Source organism: Clostridium sp. LIBA-8841, assembly GCF_057782475.1.
This window is the reverse complement of the sequence record NZ_CM173488.1, coordinates 1,223,073-1,241,300: the sequence shown is the minus strand read 5'-3', so window position 1 is coordinate 1,241,300 and position 18,228 is coordinate 1,223,073. Positions and strand designations below refer to the sequence as shown.

Annotated in this window: 18 protein-coding genes; 3 read left to right on the top strand and 15 right to left on the bottom strand. The window is 27.4% G+C overall.

Features of this window, described 5'->3' with window-relative positions; all coding sequences use genetic code 11:
- Positions 1 to 9 precede the first annotated feature (9 nt).
- From AC2A4K_RS05315 to AC2A4K_RS05265, 11 genes are all read right to left on the bottom strand, one after another.
- The gene (locus AC2A4K_RS05315; RefSeq protein WP_322504005.1) at positions 10 to 813 is read right to left on the bottom strand and encodes a PTS mannose/fructose/sorbose transporter subunit IIC; all 804 of its coding nucleotides are present in this window, start codon (positions 811 to 813) and stop codon (positions 10 to 12) included.
- A 38-nt stretch (positions 814 to 851) separates the two neighbouring features.
- On the bottom strand, positions 852 to 1,829 hold the full coding sequence (locus AC2A4K_RS05310) for a mannose/fructose/sorbose PTS transporter subunit IIA (RefSeq protein ID WP_322504006.1): 978 nt from the start codon (positions 1,827 to 1,829) through the stop codon (positions 852 to 854).
- Between the two features lie 670 nt (positions 1,830 to 2,499).
- Positions 2,500 to 3,405, bottom strand: a complete 906-nt coding sequence (locus AC2A4K_RS05305) for a polysaccharide deacetylase family protein (protein ID WP_322504007.1) — start codon at positions 3,403 to 3,405, stop codon at positions 2,500 to 2,502.
- 299 nt (positions 3,406 to 3,704) lie between these two features.
- Positions 3,705 to 4,052: a hypothetical protein gene (locus AC2A4K_RS05300; RefSeq protein ID WP_322504008.1), complete on the bottom strand. Its 348-nt coding sequence runs from the start codon at positions 4,050 to 4,052 to the stop codon at positions 3,705 to 3,707.
- A gap of 495 nt (positions 4,053 to 4,547) precedes the next feature.
- On the bottom strand, positions 4,548 to 5,375 hold the full coding sequence (locus AC2A4K_RS05295; RefSeq protein WP_322504009.1) for an HAD family hydrolase: 828 nt from the start codon (positions 5,373 to 5,375) through the stop codon (positions 4,548 to 4,550).
- Positions 5,376 to 5,522: 147 nt separating this feature from the next.
- Positions 5,523 to 5,855, bottom strand: a complete 333-nt coding sequence (locus AC2A4K_RS05290; RefSeq protein ID WP_322504010.1) for a hypothetical protein — start codon at positions 5,853 to 5,855, stop codon at positions 5,523 to 5,525.
- A 283-nt stretch (positions 5,856 to 6,138) separates the two neighbouring features.
- Positions 6,139 to 6,987 carry a transglutaminase-like domain-containing protein gene (locus tag AC2A4K_RS05285; RefSeq protein ID WP_322504011.1) on the bottom strand — a complete coding sequence of 283 codons (849 nt, stop codon included), beginning with the start codon at positions 6,985 to 6,987 and terminating at the stop codon, positions 6,139 to 6,141.
- Positions 6,988 to 7,191: 204 nt separating this feature from the next.
- The gene (locus AC2A4K_RS05280; protein ID WP_322504012.1) at positions 7,192 to 8,100 is read right to left on the bottom strand and encodes a D-alanine--D-alanine ligase; all 909 of its coding nucleotides are present in this window, start codon (positions 8,098 to 8,100) and stop codon (positions 7,192 to 7,194) included.
- Positions 8,101 to 8,227: 127 nt separating this feature from the next.
- Positions 8,228 to 8,491, bottom strand: a complete 264-nt coding sequence (locus tag AC2A4K_RS05275; protein ID WP_322504317.1) for a CbrC family protein — start codon at positions 8,489 to 8,491, stop codon at positions 8,228 to 8,230.
- 60 nt (positions 8,492 to 8,551) lie between these two features.
- Positions 8,552 to 9,766: a site-2 protease family protein gene (locus AC2A4K_RS05270; protein WP_322504013.1), complete on the bottom strand. Its 1,215-nt coding sequence runs from the start codon at positions 9,764 to 9,766 to the stop codon at positions 8,552 to 8,554.
- Positions 9,767 to 10,136: 370 nt separating this feature from the next.
- Positions 10,137 to 13,520, bottom strand: a complete 3,384-nt coding sequence (locus AC2A4K_RS05265; RefSeq protein WP_322504014.1) for an endo-beta-N-acetylglucosaminidase — start codon at positions 13,518 to 13,520, stop codon at positions 10,137 to 10,139.
- 535 nt (positions 13,521 to 14,055) lie between these two features.
- Here AC2A4K_RS05265 and AC2A4K_RS05260 point away from each other — a divergent pair.
- Positions 14,056 to 14,385 carry a hypothetical protein gene (locus AC2A4K_RS05260; RefSeq protein WP_322504015.1) on the top strand — a complete coding sequence of 110 codons (330 nt, stop codon included), beginning with the start codon at positions 14,056 to 14,058 and terminating at the stop codon, positions 14,383 to 14,385.
- A 169-nt stretch (positions 14,386 to 14,554) separates the two neighbouring features.
- Here AC2A4K_RS05260 and AC2A4K_RS05255 read toward each other — a convergent pair whose 3' ends face one another.
- From AC2A4K_RS05255 to AC2A4K_RS05245, 3 genes are read right to left on the bottom strand one after another with little or no spacing between them, the layout of a single operon-like run.
- Positions 14,555 to 14,878 carry a hypothetical protein gene (locus AC2A4K_RS05255; protein WP_322504016.1) on the bottom strand — a complete coding sequence of 108 codons (324 nt, stop codon included), beginning with the start codon at positions 14,876 to 14,878 and terminating at the stop codon, positions 14,555 to 14,557.
- The gene (locus AC2A4K_RS05250) at positions 14,868 to 15,083 is read right to left on the bottom strand and encodes a DUF4177 domain-containing protein (protein WP_322504017.1); all 216 of its coding nucleotides are present in this window, start codon (positions 15,081 to 15,083) and stop codon (positions 14,868 to 14,870) included. Before AC2A4K_RS05250 ends, AC2A4K_RS05255 begins: the two co-directional genes overlap by 11 nt.
- A 32-nt stretch (positions 15,084 to 15,115) precedes the next feature.
- Positions 15,116 to 15,607: a GNAT family N-acetyltransferase gene (locus tag AC2A4K_RS05245; RefSeq protein ID WP_322504018.1), complete on the bottom strand. Its 492-nt coding sequence runs from the start codon at positions 15,605 to 15,607 to the stop codon at positions 15,116 to 15,118.
- Between the two features lie 317 nt (positions 15,608 to 15,924).
- On the opposite strand from AC2A4K_RS05245, the gene AC2A4K_RS05240 reads away from it, so the two are divergent.
- Positions 15,925 to 16,461, top strand: a complete 537-nt coding sequence (locus AC2A4K_RS05240) for a flavodoxin domain-containing protein (RefSeq protein ID WP_322504019.1) — start codon at positions 15,925 to 15,927, stop codon at positions 16,459 to 16,461.
- Between the two features lie 31 nt (positions 16,462 to 16,492).
- Complete coding sequence (locus AC2A4K_RS05235; protein ID WP_322504020.1) at positions 16,493 to 17,236, top strand: CPBP family glutamic-type intramembrane protease; 744 nt, start codon at positions 16,493 to 16,495, stop codon at positions 17,234 to 17,236.
- 183 nt (positions 17,237 to 17,419) lie between these two features.
- Here the strand turns inward: AC2A4K_RS05235 and AC2A4K_RS05230 are convergent, their stop codons facing one another.
- Positions 17,420 to 18,202 carry an ABC transporter ATP-binding protein gene (locus AC2A4K_RS05230; protein ID WP_322504021.1) on the bottom strand — a complete coding sequence of 261 codons (783 nt, stop codon included), beginning with the start codon at positions 18,200 to 18,202 and terminating at the stop codon, positions 17,420 to 17,422.
- Positions 18,203 to 18,228 lie beyond the last annotated feature (26 nt).

Here is an 18,228-nt window from a genome sequence, read left to right as displayed (position 1 = left end):
TCTCCTTCCTTAGTATCTATCTATAATATCGCCTATAGGATCTCCCATATTTGATCCACTATTACCTGAGCCACCTTTTTTACTAAGTGCTAAGTAAATAAGAGCTAAAGCTACACCGATTGCACCTAATCCTATAAGTGTAATTTGAGGAATAGTTGCTAATACAAAACCAATTGCAAAGAATGGCCATACTTCTTTTGTTGCCATCATGTTGATTACCATTGCATAACCAACAGCTACAACCATTCCACCACCTACTGCTAAACCATCTGTTAACCAAGCAGGCATAGAAGCAAGTAATGAACTTATTGGACCAGCGCCAATTAGTAAGATTAATGCAGCTGGAAGTGCTATACGTACACCTTGCATACAAATAGCAATAATATGCCACATTTCAACTTTTCTTATATTTCCTTCTTTAGCGGCAGCATCCATAAAATGTACAAATGCTGTAGCTATTGTACGACAAATGATTGTTAGTAATAATCCTGCAACTGCTAGTGGAATTGCTATAGCGATAGCTGAAGGAATTCCTGCTTGACCTTCTCCACTAAGAACTAGAATAATCGCAGCTGCAACAGATGCTAAGGCTGCATCTGGTGCTACGGCAGCACCTATATTTGCCCAACCTAAGGCAATCATTTGAAGACTACCACCTAAGATTAAGCATGGTAGTAAGTTACCTGTAACTAATCCGATTAAAGTACAAGCAACTAGAGGTTGTTGGAATTGGAATTCATCTAGGATACCTCCCATCCCAGCTAAAAATGCAATAATAATAACTAATATTACTTGAAATATATTTAGATCCACGATTGTTAATCCTCCTTTTTCTATTAAAATAATTTATATTATTTTAATTTTTTTAATTCTTCTTGTGCTTTTTTAAGAATTTCATCCATATTTCCTTTTGAATCATTTGGAACTTTACGAACATCAAAATCTAATCCAGCTTTTTTAAGTTTATTGAAAGTATCGATATCTTCTTGATTAAAAGCAAGTACTTTATTTGGTTGAACTTTTCCTGGAGAATGTGCCATAGAACCAACATTAATTGTCTTTAGAGGTACTCCTCCTTCTACTGCTCTAAGTACATCTTCTGGATTTTCAAAAAGAAGCAATGCACGTTGTCCTCCAAAATGTTTATCATCTTTTGCAAGTTTAATCATTTGACTAACCGGAACAGTATGAGCTTTAACCCCTGGAGGAGCAGCTTGTTGAATCAATTTCTTACGAAGTTCATCTTTAGCTACATCGTCTGATACAACTATAATTCTTGTTGGACGCACAGTTTTTGTCCAAGCAGTTGCTACTTGACCATGAAGCAAACGTGAATCAATACGCGCTAAAACGTATTCAAATGATCCAGGTGCACCTACATTAGATTGTTGAGCAGAATCTTCAACAGGTTTATCAGAATCCGCAGGTTCTAATGATTCTGGCTTAACTTTAACTCCTTCTCTAGCTGTTTTTATGATACTAGCCGCAATTTCTTGTGCTGATTCCATTGAAAAACGTGAAGCATAGGCTTCAATAACCATTGGTAGATTCATACCAGCTACGATTGCCCATTTATCTTTATGTTCTTCAACTAGACTATCTGCTTGGTTAAATGGTGTTCCTCCCCATAGGTCAACTAAGAATAAAACCTCATCTTGATTGTCAAAGGATGCAATTGCTTCTTTCATTTTTGCTTTAATATCATCAGGTCCTTCACTAGGCATCAATGTAACCGCTTTTACATTTTCCTGTTCTCCAAAAATCATTGAGCCAGATTGCAGTATTCCTTTAGCAAACTCTCCGTGACTAGCAAGAATAATTCCTACCATATATATACCTCCTATTTTTTTATTTTTTGCGATAAAATTTATTTATTTTATCTTAAATTAATTTTACAAGCTTTTCATTAATTTTACAACTTTTTATATTTAAATACAAATTTTATTAAATGGATAAAACCTAAAAATATGGATTTATGCTAAATAAAGAGTATTTTCTACACTTATACTAATTTTTTGAGTTATTTTCAAATATTTTCTAAAAATAAAAAATTATATAATTCATCTCTATACAACTTCAAAATCACAAAAAGTTTTTTCATCGCTACTTATTTTTTCTTTATTTAGTGTAGTCGAAACAATATTAATATTAAATAATTCTCTTTTAATCTCACTTAATTTACATATCATAATTAATCACTAATTATAGTTTATCATGTCAATTTATTTTCATATTTTTTTACTAAATTATAAAAAATATTCTTTTTAAATTGCATTAATCCATTCTTACCCACTAAATCTTCAACAGATTTACACTTTTTAATTTCTTCTTGTTAATTAATTTCTTTACTCACTTGAATTCCTCTTTAAAAACATTAAGAATATTGTTCCAAACTCTCCATATAAGTATTCAAAAAAACTGTAGGGAAATTTGTTTTTACACAGATTTCCCTACAGTCTCTAGTAGTTTTTAAAATACTTCTGAAAATATATTCTATATTTATTTAATGCTTTTAAACTCAAAACCTTTGCTTTGTAAATATTCTATTATGCTTGGTAATGCTTTAACAGTTTCTTCTTTTCCATAAGTATCATGCATTAAAATTACTACATTATCTGCATTAGGTCCTAAAGAATCTATACTTTTCTTAGCAAATTCCACTAACTCAGTAGAATTTTTCTTCTTTCCTTCTGCATCTCCATTTAAAGCATTCCAATCAATATTTTGAATTCCCACTTCCATCATTTTCTCTTTCATAGGAGTTCTTTCTTGCCAAGACCAATATCCTCCTGGAAATCTAACTACTCTTGTTGAAAAGTTTTTTCCTAATACTTCTTTCATTAATTCATTATTTTTATTTATATCTGAAATTATATTATTAACATTCATTTTTCTATTAGGATAAAGGTATTTGTAATCGTGACTATATGTATGATTTCCTATAGCATGTCCATTTTTTACGATTTGCTTCAATAAATCCTTTGATTTATCACCAGCACTTATAGAATTTCCAGTTACAAAAAAGGTTCCTTTTATATTATATTTATCTAATATGTTTAAAACCTCTGGTGTATTAGTTGTTGATGGTCCATCATCAAAAGTTAAATATGCTACTTTCTTTCCATCTTTTCTTACTGGATACTGTAATGTTCCTTTTAAAAGACCATTAGTATATTCTGATACAACTTTAGCATCCTCAGCATTTGGATCTTCCTCAAAAGATAAGTATTCCAATTCATTTGTTTTTTTCTCATTAGTCTTTTCATCATCTGACCCTTTAATGTTTGTAACTTCTTTACTCTCCGTTGCTTCAACATGTTTTTCATTTAATGACTTACAGCCTACAAAAGTACCTAAGCATATAAGTACACTAAAAAAAAGGCCAAATTTTACTCCTTTTCTCATAAGTTTATCCCCCATTCAATTTAATTGTACAAGTTAATTTTACAAAAATAAAAAATTGTAAAAAGTACAAAACAGAAACAAATAGTTTAAAATTATTTGACTTTTTTACTATATTTTAAAGATTAAAGTTTTCTTGAGAAAAAACATATAGCAAAAATTATAAATTAATAAAGTATTTTTTAAACACTTCTAATAAAATGCTAACTCACCAAAATACCTTAAACAATATTTTATGTATAACTGGTCTTTTTTTGAGTAAAACTGGATACAAATAAAAAAAGCCACTAATTAAGCAGCTTTTAGATGGTTGCCCATGCCATGTAATAATCATCTTCATTGTCTTTGTTAAAATTAACCTTAACAATCTTATAAGAATCATCATTACAACAACAAGTCATTTTATTGCCATATTCATCACAAGTTCCAGTTTCATAATATTCTTTTAAGGAAACAAAATCATATCCTAAAGAATGTACTATATCTTTTAAATTTTCTACTCCAGTTCCTTTTATACCTAGCTCTTTTATTACATCGCATTGGCACTCTTCACATAGTGTCATGGCATATAAATTTAGTTCATCATCATGGAGAACTAACTCTACAGTACCACATTGAGTTAATAAATCTTTGAGTTTTTCTTTAAACATAATATTCTCCCCCTTAAGTATAAATATATTATTATATTTATATCCTTTAAGCAAAGATTTAATACATAATTAAATTATGTACCTTAAAATTATTATACTCCTCTATATTTTCTCAATCAAACCTCTATAGAAAGCCTAAACCTTCGAATTTATTAGATATTCTTATTTACACTAAATTTTGTTTACTTTTATACTACAAATATAAGTTATTTTTTATAGATATATTATTTTTTCTTTTGAATCTTTAAGTATTCTTTTAGCTAACTCTTTTGGTGTAAGATTCTCATTAACCCGACATTTTCCTGGCCATAATATATAATCACTACAATTTTAACATATTCCATCAATAATTTTCTCTACCTTTTCTAATTTCTCTTTATCAAATATAGGCAAATCAAAATCTGCTCTCATTTTTCCTCCTATTTATATAAATATAATAAAAAACAATATCTATTAGCTATTTATAATTAAAGTTGCTAATAGATACACTATGGTCTATTTTAATCTTTCAATTAAGAACTTAACAACAGCATCATCATTGTTATTACCAATAACTTCTGTTGCTATAGCCTTTAAATCATCTGAAGCATTTTCTAAAGCATAACATTCATCTGCTATTTCAAACATAGGAACATCATTTTCTCCATCACCAAAAGTTATAACCTTACTATGTTCTACATAATCTGCTAGAAACTTTATTCCATTAGCTTTAGAAGCATCTTTATTATAAATATCTAAGAAGAAAGCTCCATCATTATATATATCTTTATAGCAGTTACCTGTAACCCCTTGTACATTCATTATCTTCCCAAATAATTCTTTAGCTATAGCTTCATCATTTTCAAAAAACACGAAATTTACTATTTGATTATCTTCTAAAACATCTAAATAACTTTCAACCTTCTTAAATGACTTAAGAGGCTTATTACATCTCTCCTCATAATATTCCTTTTCAAAATCATAAGTAAAATCTTTATGATAAACCCATAAATAATCATCTTTTATTCCATAAAGAAAAAATGTCTTATTATACTCTTCAAGTATTTTAATTACCTCTTTAACACTGGCCTTGTCTATTTCTTTTACATCTATATACTTTTTATTTTCAACATCAAAAATCATAACACCATTCATAAGTACAACAGGCGTTTTTATATTGATTCCTTCTAAAATTTCTGAAACAGTAGCTGGACTCCTAGCTGTTGCAATTGCAAAATTAACTCCTGTGTTTATTAATTTATTAAGTTCTCTCTTTGAATAGTCTGATATAATTTGATCCTTATTTAATAAAGTTCCGTCTAAATCTGAAACAAATAAATCCATTTACTACCTCTTTTCCTAATGCTATAAACATTAATTACCTTTTTCATCTAATATACAACATATCTAAATATTATTCAAAGTAACTAAAGAAAAAAAGTCAATTAATAAAGATTACCCTTCAATAATTGACTCTTTAAACACTATTAATCATCTTTCCTTAGACACTGAATTAGTAATAGATTTTTCTTTTGCTCTTCTTTTATCTATTATCTTTATTACTATTTCTACAATTAAAACTAATATGTACATCGTTATTATATTTATTAAAAATGCGAATAAATTTATATGACATGATAAAAGTAAGCTAGATTTAAAGTCAGAACCGCTATGAACAAGAGTTATATATTTATAAGGAAATCCAAAGGTTCTATATCCTTCAAAATTAACCCCAGCTCTTGATATTATAGTTAATATTACTGTTAACCATGCAGATAAATTTAATAATTTTAAAGAAAAAACTTTGCTTAACATTTTTTTCATAAAACCATCTCCTACATATAAGTATAATGTAATTTTTTTAATTTGAAATAAATCTTATCCATCTAAGAAAGATGATTTTTTAGATATAAAAATTTTATTTAATAATTATAAAAAAACTAAACATGTTTTTAAATTCATTTTAAATAATTATTAAAATAGTCTATAAATATTTATAATACTGATTATTATATACAAAAAAAGCCTTCTTAAAATATAAGCTAATAAATTTTATACATAGCTTATATTAAATAGGCTCTTCTCTCAAAACTCTATTTAATTTCATTTAAATATTCCAAAACATTTCCTTATCATTAGTGTATATTGTTTCATTTAAAGCTCTATCTTTTATATTATTATAAAACTCAACAAGATCCTCATCATCTATAAAATTTTCTTTAATATATTTTTCTGCACAGGATATTTTTTTTAGGTTATTATCTTTTCCATCATAATTTAATGGATCTAATTCTACTAACTTATTTTCTCTTATATTCTCTGAATTATATCCACTAATTTGAGTAGTCTCAAACCTAAAAATATTTTTACTTATATAATCTATATATTTTTCTTTTTTAAATACTTGTCCATTCAAATTAATCTCATCACTAACTAGAAGCTCCTCTCCCTTAATAAGAGCATCTCTGATTTCTTGCAAATTTAATATATTTTTATTTGAATCCATAACATAAGAATTAAAAGAAGGGTCCATCATTATCCACTTTTTTAAGTTTTTTAAGTAAACTTGCACGACAACATGACAATGATTATCTTCGTAATTCATAGGTCTGCATCTAACATATTTACTTTTAAAACCTAAAGATAAATAGGCTTCTGATAAAGCAATAGCTAAATTAAAACATGTTCCACCTTGTTCCCTTCCTCCTTCTATTATTCCATCTATATTTAAATTTTCACTAGGAATAACTACTTCTCCATTGTGTTTAATACTATCATGTACCCATGTCATTACATTCTTTATTTGTGAAAATTCATTTCCTACTCCAGCTATACTCTTAATACTGTATTTTAAATTTATTTTTTCTAAATTTTCATCATAAATATACTTATATTCAAATTTTTTATCATCACTTTTATACTCATTGTATTTACGTAACAAATCTCTATATCTCATAAATATCCCCTCACACCATTAATTATTAAGTTATTTAATCCCCCTCTAATAACTTTATATCTAAAAATTTATATATATATATATATTAATTATACCTAAATAAAAAAGTGTTTTAAACAAAATTTTCCATTTATTCCTAAATAAAAAAGTATCAAAAACTTGATACTTTCTAAATTTTATTAACTATTATAAATATTTATTCTATTATTTTTTAGTCTTCTTCAATGATATTTCTATTATAGAATCTATAAACTGAGAATATGTCATTCCTCTTTCCTCAGCACTTTGAGGGAATAAACTTGTGGCTGTCATCCCTGGTAATGTATTTATTTCTAATAGATATGGAACTCCCTCTTCAGAAACTATCATGTCAACTCTAGCATACACTTCACATTTTAAAGCATTAAAAGCTTTTAATGCCATTTCTTTAACCTCATCATATAAAGGCTTTTCTAAAGTTACTGGTAAATGTTCTGCTCCATTTACTGAATACTTTTGTTCATAATCATAAAACTCTGTTTTAGCCTTTATTTCAAGTATTGGGAAAAGTTCATTATTTAGTATAGGACAAGTAATCTCTCTTCCTCTTACAAACTTTTCAATCATTACTTCCTCATCATACTTTAAGCCTTCCTTAACCGCCTCTTCTATATCCTCTTTTTTATGAATTTTAAATGTAGCAACACTTGATCCACCACTATTAGGTTTAACAAAGACAGGATAACCTATTTCTTCAATTTTCTCATAATCAATATCTTCTATTGACTTAACAGTCGTCCATTTAGCTGTTCTTATATCTTCATCTCTTAATATCTTCTTGCTTAAATTCTTGTCCATACATAAAGCACTACTTAAAGCTCCACAACCTGAATATAGTATATCCATTATATCTAAGAAGGCTTGAACAGTCCCATCCTCCCCAAACTTTCCATGTAAAGCTAATAAAGCAAAATCTATGTCTTTGACTTTTTCTATAATATCAGTTTTATTATCTATTATAATTTTACTTACTTCATACTTTTCTTTATCTATATGATTAAAAATTGACTCTCCACTTACTAAAGAAACTTCTCTCTCTGAAGAAATTCCTCCCATAATTATTCCGACCTTCATATTACTATCCTCCAAATATAAATATTATAAATAACTAAAATCTTTACTCTATAATATTATTATAAGATTATAATATATAAAGGTAAGAGCCACCTAAGCTGAAAATTTACACAATAGTGGTTTAGCGCTATGACATATCAACCCATATTATATACTTTTTACAATGTAGACATCTAAATAAATATCCTGCGATACCTCCATCTTTACTTAAATGTTTTTTAAAATACTCAATATCCATTATTGGCTCTTTTTCATGATAATCTTCTAAAACTTCTTTTAGTATCCCCATATCTTCTAATTCTTTTGTACCAATAGGACCTATATATTCACATAAATCATTGCAATGCACAAGCCAATACTCACCTTGCCAAGAAAGATATCCAGGAGTTATCTCAAAAAATAAATACTCTTGAAAAAAGCCTAAAAATGCCTTTCTAAAGAGTTGTAAATACTAATTAACTACTCTACTTTTAAAGATTTTCTCATTTATTTCGTCTTCAACTTCATAATATTCCTCAAATATACTCCATATTGGCCATTCTTCAGATACCTTAATATTATTTCTATCTAATAAAAATGCTCTATTATCCTTAATTCCAAATAAATGCTCGCACTGCTTTATATGATATTCTATAATCTTATTCTTTTTATCTTTATTTAACTTATCACTAACTTTTTCATATAATAATTTAGCCCTATCAAATTCACCTTTTTCAATAGCTAAATACTCTATCACACTAAATAATACTATCCTTACACTTGTTAACTTGCTATTTAATAAAACATATGGATTCTCTTCAAAATATTTTAGATAATCCTCTATATTACTTAGAGCTTCTCCCTTATTAGCTAATGATATAGTTAAAGAGTTATCTATAACTCCAAGCGTAAATATATTAATAGATTTCTCCTTAAACTCTTCTTTGATATACTCATTAAGAATTCTATTTAAATAGCTATTCTTAGATTCATATTCTCCCTGAATAGTTCTATACTGTTGAAGCATAATAGCCATAAAATACTTATCCTCTTTACACATCTTAAAAGCAGGAAAATCTCCAATAGCAAGTTCATTTTTTATTAAACAAGACAAAGCTAAGAATATATTTATAATAAATAAAGCAGTTGTTATAAATATAAGAATTCCCTTTAGGGTATTATTAGGATAAATTGATATTATTCCAAAAGATATTAATCCAAAAACTATTGGTATTAATATTGTAACTATAGGCGCTGCTATAATTGACTTAGCAAAAGCTTTCTGGTAATACTTTAATTCCTCTTCACTTTTTATCTCTGGAATATACGGAATAGCTATACCTCCTGTAAGCATTACAGCATTAAATCTAAATTTAAAATTCCACTTCCCTTTATTCTTTATAAACAATAAAAACATTATATATAAAGCTCTCATCTTTATTTCATTTTTTATAAAAGCAATAAAATGTCCTAATTCATGTAATGCTACAGAAGATATATATGAAACTATGAATATTACTATCTTTACCCACAAAGGTATATTTTCTGTTAATGTCTTAATATTGAAAATATCCTTGCTATATAACAGAAATACAAAGAAAGCTAATACTCCAAATAACACTCCTATTATTATTTGTATAAAAGATTCTTTCTTTTTTGGATACAAATCACTTTTTTGCCTTTCCATTTTCCCCTCCTATATTTAAATCAGTTTCTTAATTATTTCTTCTAATACAACCAAATTCCTTTAAAGTTTTAAAAAACTTATTTTTAATTTAAATATATAACAAATATAATCTATTCTATAACTCATATTATCTATCTACAATAATATTATTAAGAACCTATCTTCCCTCCAAAACTTCAAGCATATATTAACATAAAGTCCTTAAATTCAATAACAATATTAATAATTAAAGAAGCTAGGCTATTAATAAAGAATTAAAAATATAAACTTTTTTAAATAATCAAAAGTTAATAAAAAAAATGATATTAGACAGAATCCAAAGGATATATGAACCTGTCTAATATCATTATTGTTAACCTTTTTAGTTTATCTATCTAGCTGTTCTTACTGTTATTGACTCTCTCTCTGAAATTTCTCCATTAGAGTACTTAGCAGCAACCTTAAAGTTATAGATTGTGTGTCTATTTAATTTTTCTACTGTAAATTCAGTTTCACTCATTGAAACTTCTCCAACCATTTTATTATCTTTGTAAATTATATATCCATCTAATCCATAAGTATTTTCTGGTACATCCCAAGCAAGACTTACACTCTTCTTTTGAACATCAATTGTTCTAAGATTTTTTGGTGCACCTTCCTCTATTGCCATTGTAATTTCTCCAAATCCTGAATATGGAACTTCAATTCTTCTAGCTTTTTTGCCTTCTGTTTTAACTTCTAATATGAATACTCCACCTTCTTGATTCACAGGTATTCTATCTAATATAGCAGTATCTCCACCTTTAGCCACAGGTATACTAACCTTATCTGGGAATATTGAATCAGCACTACTGAATATACTTACCACATCTCCAGCTTCTAAATCTTCTATTTTTAAAGTACCATAATTAGGATTTTCTCCATTCATTCCTGGAGCCTTATAAGGAATTAACTCAAAGTTTTCTGGAGCTTTTGAATATTCCCACTCTTCTCCTTCAAAAGGAACACTCATTCTTAAGCTTTCTTCTTTACCTTCTTCAACTATTCCATAGTAAATTCTGCCACCATCTTTGCCAAAGTCTAAGCCTTCAAATTTAGCTTCACCATTAGCACCTATAGTAGAAGTTACAAAAGGAGTTTCATCATTTAATGATTTATAAAGATTAACAGTTTGTCCCTCTTTACCTCTTGTAACTAATACAGAGTCATTTGCACCCTTATTATTTTTAGCATCTACAAATCTCATTGGAATTTCAGTTGTTTGATCTACAAATGTATCTTCATATAATTGGAATTCATATATTCTTATTGCAGCCCAAGGTGAATCACCTGAGTCATCTATTCTAAGTCTTAAATGTTGAGCCACTATTGGTTCTGCTAAGTTTCTATCAGTAACAGCATCCTGATTTCCTGTTACAACATCAACTTCTTCATATGTTTCTCCACCATCATATGAAACCTCTAAAGCAAAATCTTTTGTATTAGTATCCTTAGCTTCTCCACCTTCTTCTCCATGCATAACAACCCATCTTTGAATAGTCTTAGGCTCTTGTAAGTCAATTTCCAGCCATCCTTCTTTTACTCCGGCTGCACACCACTTACTATTATTATCTACTGTACCATCAACGGCTTTAATTCCTGGCTCTGCAGCGCCCTCTGCACTTACTTTAACTGGCATATTTAATGCAAAATTCACAAGATTTTCTTCTTCAGGAATTTCTGTGGCATCGTTAGGAATTCCCCAATTAAATGTTACTTTCTTTCCTTCTCCTCTATTGTAATTTACATCTACAGGCACTACTTCAATATCAAATTCCATTTCTTCGCCATATCTATTGAACTCTTGAACATAGTAAGCATCATTTGGAGTTGCTCCCATAAGTTCTTTAGAACCATCTGGTTTAATTCTATATATTTCATAAAAAGCTAGATCATCATCATTTCCAGCTTCTAATCCATCCCAATAAATTCTAGCTTCTGCACTGTTTGCATTGTGAACCATTGTTTCTTCTAAAACAACATTGCTATTTTTTAATCCTTTATTATTTTCAGCAGTTTCCTCTATAGATATTTGTCCTACATTTATCTTGTAGTTTTCAATATCTTCCTGACTTTCAAACTTTAATGATATTGCAGAAATTGTTTTGCCTATATGATCTCCTAAAGGTATTTTAACTTCTGTCCATGCCCCATTACTTACTGCATTTACATCAAAGAATGTAAAGTTTTCCTCATCATAGTTTTCTCCAAAACATAATCCAACCTTCATATTAGGAACTGAATCAGTTTTATAAACAATTGATAATTCTGTTGAATTATTTTCTATAGCTAAGTCTGTGCTATAAAGTTTTATATGATTTGGATTTGCAGCCTCTAAATTTCCTTCAACCTTTAATGAACTTCCTCCATTATAAGCTGTTTTGAAATCAAAGTCTGGTGATAATTTAGGACCGTTTGATTCAACTATCCATCTCCATGTTGGTAAATACTCTTGCATTGCTCTATTGTTCCACTCTTCATCTCTTGAAAGTGACCCATCTATATAATAATCTTCACCATGTCCTAAATTAAAGTTAGTCACAAATGGTAAGTCGTTTATTGCTGATCTATCTGGAACATAATTAGCTAATCCAACCCAATCTTGTTCTGTATCTGATTTTGAAGGATCCCCTGTTGGTCCTACCCAGAATTTTTGATCATGATTATAGAAATCATAAACATCCTTAGCCATTGAGAATGTTGAATTTGGAGTATACATAGCTAATGAAAGTCTGAGTTTTCCATTTTCATCCAATAAATAATCATCATTAAATGGTGTATTATATGCATTTTGCTGAACATCTAAGCCTGCATAAACATCAAAAGGACTTCTACCTAAACCAACTGCAGTACTAACTGAAGTTTCTACTTTTTCTGGAGTCCAGTTATAATTTAAGAAGAACTCATCTGTCGTTCTATTTTCTCCATTTTGGAAGAAAGGAGCATTCTTACTATTTAATGCATCTTGCCACTTAACATTTCCATCAACAGTCATAGAATCATACCAGCCTATAACCATATTTGGAGCTTTCTTTTTAATATATTCAAGCATTTCTATCATTCTATCTGCATCGTCTTTTACACAACCATAAGACTCTTGATTGAAGAAATAGCCATCAAATCCATAGTATTCCGCTATTTCAATCATTTTATCTGCTACTGGGAAGTTTCCATTTTCATCTTTTTGAAGGAATGATCTTACTTGCTCAGCATATCCTTCTCCTGGTCCCCATGGAAAGCCTATTGTAGCTAAAACTGGGACACCATTTTTATGTGCATTATCAACTACATCTGGAGTTGGAAGTGCAAATATCCCTCTACTTGATCCTCCCCAATAAACATATGAATTTACATACTGCCAATATGAGAACACATATGCATCCATTGAATCACTACCTTGTGATGGTGCCTTGTCCACATATGGATTAGTTAAAGCTACATTCATTATTTTCGCTTCTGGGTGAGCATTTTCATTTACTATGTCCCCCATAAATCTGTCTTGAAGTTCAATACTTGCTCTGTTGTACTTCGCATCTGGATCACTTTCTGGATTCCAGTTTAATAAAGTCTCAATGCTGTAAACCTCTCCTAATGGTGCTAATGATTCCTTTTGGTCATATGGAATATTTGGTGAAGCTTTAACCTCAACTCCTCCAAAACCAAATAATGATGTTGTTACTGATGCCATGCATAAAGCAGCTAGCAAACGTTTACTCATGATACCTCTTTTTCTCATTTTTTTATCCCCCCAAAAAATCTAGTATTACTTTTATGACTTTATATGTATATTCAGCAAAATCACATAATATGACAAAAAAATAAAACTTTTTTCAGAAAAAATTTTCAAATAAGAATTGATTAAGTCTAAAAAAGGAATCTTAATTGTTTAAATCTCTAAATTTATCAAATAAAATAATTCTTCTTCAACCGCTTTTTTCTTTAAAAATTATAATATTTAATCTAATCCCACTTTCTTGGAAAATATTATTTATACGTGTTTAAATTGGTTCAAAATTGTATTATAATTATTAGTATATAATTGTTTAAATATTACTTATTAGATAAATTTCACTAATTAAACTTAATTTTTCATTTAACCTAAATAATTAAATAAACTTATAAAATTAATGCTAAATTTATGAATGTTAAAAAATCTATACAACTATTAAACAAAAGATATGAGATGTACACTTATTTTTTAGTGCTAAAAATTATTTATATAAAAAATAAAAATTTAGTAATCAAAAGTAAGTGTGAAAGGAGAGAATATTATGGTTTTAATTCTTATTCTTATTGTCGGGTTAATATTTTTATTTACAGGTCTTTATATATTTAAAAATAAGAAATTTAAACTTGGATATTATCTTTTCTACTTTAAAAGAATTGAAAACTATTGTGATGAAAGCAAAATTAAAAATAAAGATTATATTACAGAGTTGATAAGCATGACCTTTATAATTATTGGTGCTATTCTAGTAATAACAGAGTTTACATTTTTTGTTTTTAAATTTGAATATGTTTATCTACTAATTCCAGTAGGAGGTTGTTTTATTTACTACCTAATCGAAATGTTTGCAATTAATAAAAAATTATCTGAGTAATATTTAAATAATAAAAGAGTTGTCATTATTAGCAACTCTTTTTTTGTTATACATACCTTATATTATCTTGTCTTCATTTTCACTTCATCATAAGCTTGATTATAAAGTGCAATATTATTAATATTTTTAAAATCTAGTTTTAAGTCTCTTTTAATTACAAACTGCATAATTAAATCTTTTTTACCTGTAACATCAAGTTATTAACAATCATATTTATTAAAAAGAAGTAATAACAATAAATTACAAAGAACATTATATTAAACGCTTTATAATTTATTAGTTTTCTTTTTAAATTTCTAAATACTCCAACTATAAAAATTATCCAATAAGGTCCCAATACTAAAAATGAAATTCCTATTCTATTAATAATAGAAACTTCTCTTGTTCCCATGTCACTAAACCATATTGCAGCTAAATTAGTTCCCCATATAAAAGGAATTAAAACTATTAAAACTATTATTAGAGTTCTTAAGTTCATTTTATTAAATTTCATTGCTTATTTTTCTTTCAAAAATTATTTCATAAGCATAAGTAACATTAACTCCTGTCTTTTCATTAATTGGTGTAACTATTTGCTTCAATCTCCACCCATTTTTAGCCTCTTCTCTTATAATCTCTTTGCATTTTTCAAAGGAATATCCTCTTTTAGTCTTAAAAGATTTATCTACCGGAACATTTACAAACTTATATTCATACATTTTTCTCTCCTCCTAATATATCTTAATATTTGTTAACTATTTTTTATTCTAGCCATCATCAATTCATCAGTATATTCACCATTTTTCAGGGCTGACTTTACTTTTATTCCTTCTTCTAAAAAGCCAAACTTCTTGTATAAATTTATAGCCTTATAGTTATCCCTAAATACACTTAACTCTAATCTTATAATATTAAGTTCCTCACCTAAATCTATTAACTTATCCATAAGCATTTTTCCAACACCTTTATTTTGATAGCTACTATCTACCATTAATGTTATTGATGCAACATGTTTTTTTCTTGGATTACAATGACCATTTAATATAGCCAACCCTATAACTTTATCTCCTAGTTCAGCAACATACCAATATTCCTCTTTTCTTTTATTTAGAATTCTCTCCTTAATTTTTTCTGCTTTTTCATCATTATTTGAAAGTATGTTCTCTCTAACTCCTATCATCTTTCTAATATTACTAATTTCTTTAAAGTCATTAATATTAGCTTCCCTAATATTTAAATCCACTATTTTACCCTCCACAAAAATATAGATAAGAATTTTAACTTTTTGTCTATTTGATTTCTTCTATATTAATCTTATTCCACACTATTTATTAACCACCTTTTATCTAGTTTTAAGTTTTAAGTTATTTAACAATATTTCTTTTTAATTAGAAACATATCTTTTCATATATCTACTTCTCTATAAATATGCTATTATATATTCAATTCCAATTTAAACCAATTAATAGTACAAATAACTTATAAAAATCGTGCTTTTAAAATATCTTTTAGCTAAAATCTCATAGTTATCTAATATACTTTTAAATTAGGAGGATTCAAATGAATAATACAGTGGTTATTTATAAATCTAGATATGGTTCTACTAAAAAATATGCTCAATGGATTAGTAAAACTTTAAATGCAGATATTTTCGAAAGCTCTAAAATTAAATCCAGTGATTTAGAAAAATATAAAACCATAATATATGGTGGAGGCCTTTATGCTAGTGGAATTGCTGGTTTTTCTTTAATAAGAAAAACCTTTAATAAACTGAAAGATAAAAATATAATATTATTTACTGTAGGATTAGCAAATCCAGATAATAAAGAACAATTTACTCCTATCTTAAATAAAAATTTATCTGAAGAAATGAAAAGCAAAATTAAAGTTTTTCATTTTAGAGGTGCTATTGACTATAAAAAATTAAACTTTATCCATCGATCTATGATGGCCATGTTAAAAAAATCTCTAGATAGAATAACTGAAGATAAAAGAGATGAAGAAACAAAAATGATGTTAGAAACCTACGGACAAGTTGTAAACTTTACGGATAAAACTTTAATAGCTCCTCTAATTAATTTTTATAATAGTCTGTAAAAATATAGAGATTTAATAAGGAGGTCCTTGATTGAATAATAATTATATTATCAAAAAATTCTGCAGTTTATTTTTCATACTCACTTTATGTTCTTTTATTAATTGTTATTTAACTTTTAAATTTATCAATATTCACATTTTACCTTTAATATTGATTTCATTATCAATATACTTACTTATATTTAAAAGAACTTCTCTAAAAGAACAATTTTCAATGGTTAAGCCAACCCTATATTTAAATAAACATATTCTTATAAGCACTGTTCTTTATATAATTTTTATAATTGTTTTATTTTTTACTCTTGCAGCAATCTTATTTCCATTTAATCCATATAATAACCCTAATTGGATTGCATTTTTCACTAATTTACTTTATTTAATAACTGGTGCTTTTCAAGAAGAAATTGTTTTCAGATTTTATGCCTTTTATGAACTAAGAAAATTTAGTTTTAAAAAACAAATAATTATTTCAAGCTTTATTTTTTCCATTATTCATTTAATAAGCCCCATTCTTTACGGCAATCTTTTTAACTTTAAATCACTCTTAATCTTACTATTTACTTTTTCAGCTGGTATATTTTTAGCTGTAATATATACTAAAAATAAAAACTTAATCCAGGTTTCTTTAATACATTTATTCATCAATATTTCAACAAGCTTAATTTCTATATTTTTTATAGATGTGCTTGCAATAAATTTATTTCAATCAATAATATCTTTTATATTCTTACTTTCATCACTTTTAATTTTTAAATCAATAAAATCAATTTCCTGATTTAATAAAGCTAGTAATATATTCTAAAAAATTAATTTTAAAAGATAAATATACTAATCAATTCTTTTTTATAAAACAAAAGAGACTGTGAAAACACTTAAAATAATATTATTTTAAGATTTTTCACAGTCTCTTATTTATCTAAATTATATTGAAATATATTTGATATTTTTTAATATATCCTTATAACATATCATAAGTTACACATACAGGTTTGTTGTTTCTTGGATCTTGTACGATTTCTGCATCTATATTAAATAATTCTTTAAGATTTTCCTTTGTCATAACTTCGTATGCAGTTCCCTCACAAGCTATCTTTCCACTTTTCATACCTATCATATAATCAGCAAATCTAGCAGCATTATTAAGTTCATGAATAACCATAACTATTGTTGTACCCTGCTTTTCATTTAACTCTTTTAGTAAGTTTAGAATTTCTAATTGATGCGCTAAATCTAAATAAGTTGTTGGTTCGTCAAGTATAAGTATATCTGTTTGTTGTGCTAAAGCCATTGCAATCCAAGCTCTTTGTCTTTGTCCTCCAGATAAGTCTTCTATATCTCTTTCTCTAAATTCAATTAAACCAGTAGCTTCTAGTGCCCATTGAATCACTTTTTTATCCTCTTTCTTTAATTTACCGAAACCTTTTTGATGAGGAAATCTACCATAACCTATTAATTCCTCTACAGTAAGACCATTAGGTGCTTGAGGACTTTGAGGTAATACAGCCATGGTTTTTGCTAGTTCCTTAGAAGATTGTTCCTTTATACTTTTTTCATTTATATATATATCCCCGCTCTTAGGAGTTAAAATTCTAGCTATTGTCTTTAATACTGTAGACTTTCCACATCCATTAGAACCTATTATGGTAGTTATCTTTCCCTTTGGTATTTTTAAATTTAAATCCTTAACTATATCTATACTTCCATATGAAATATTTAAACTATCTGTAGTTATACAATACATCTTTATCTCCTCTGCTTTCGTAAAAC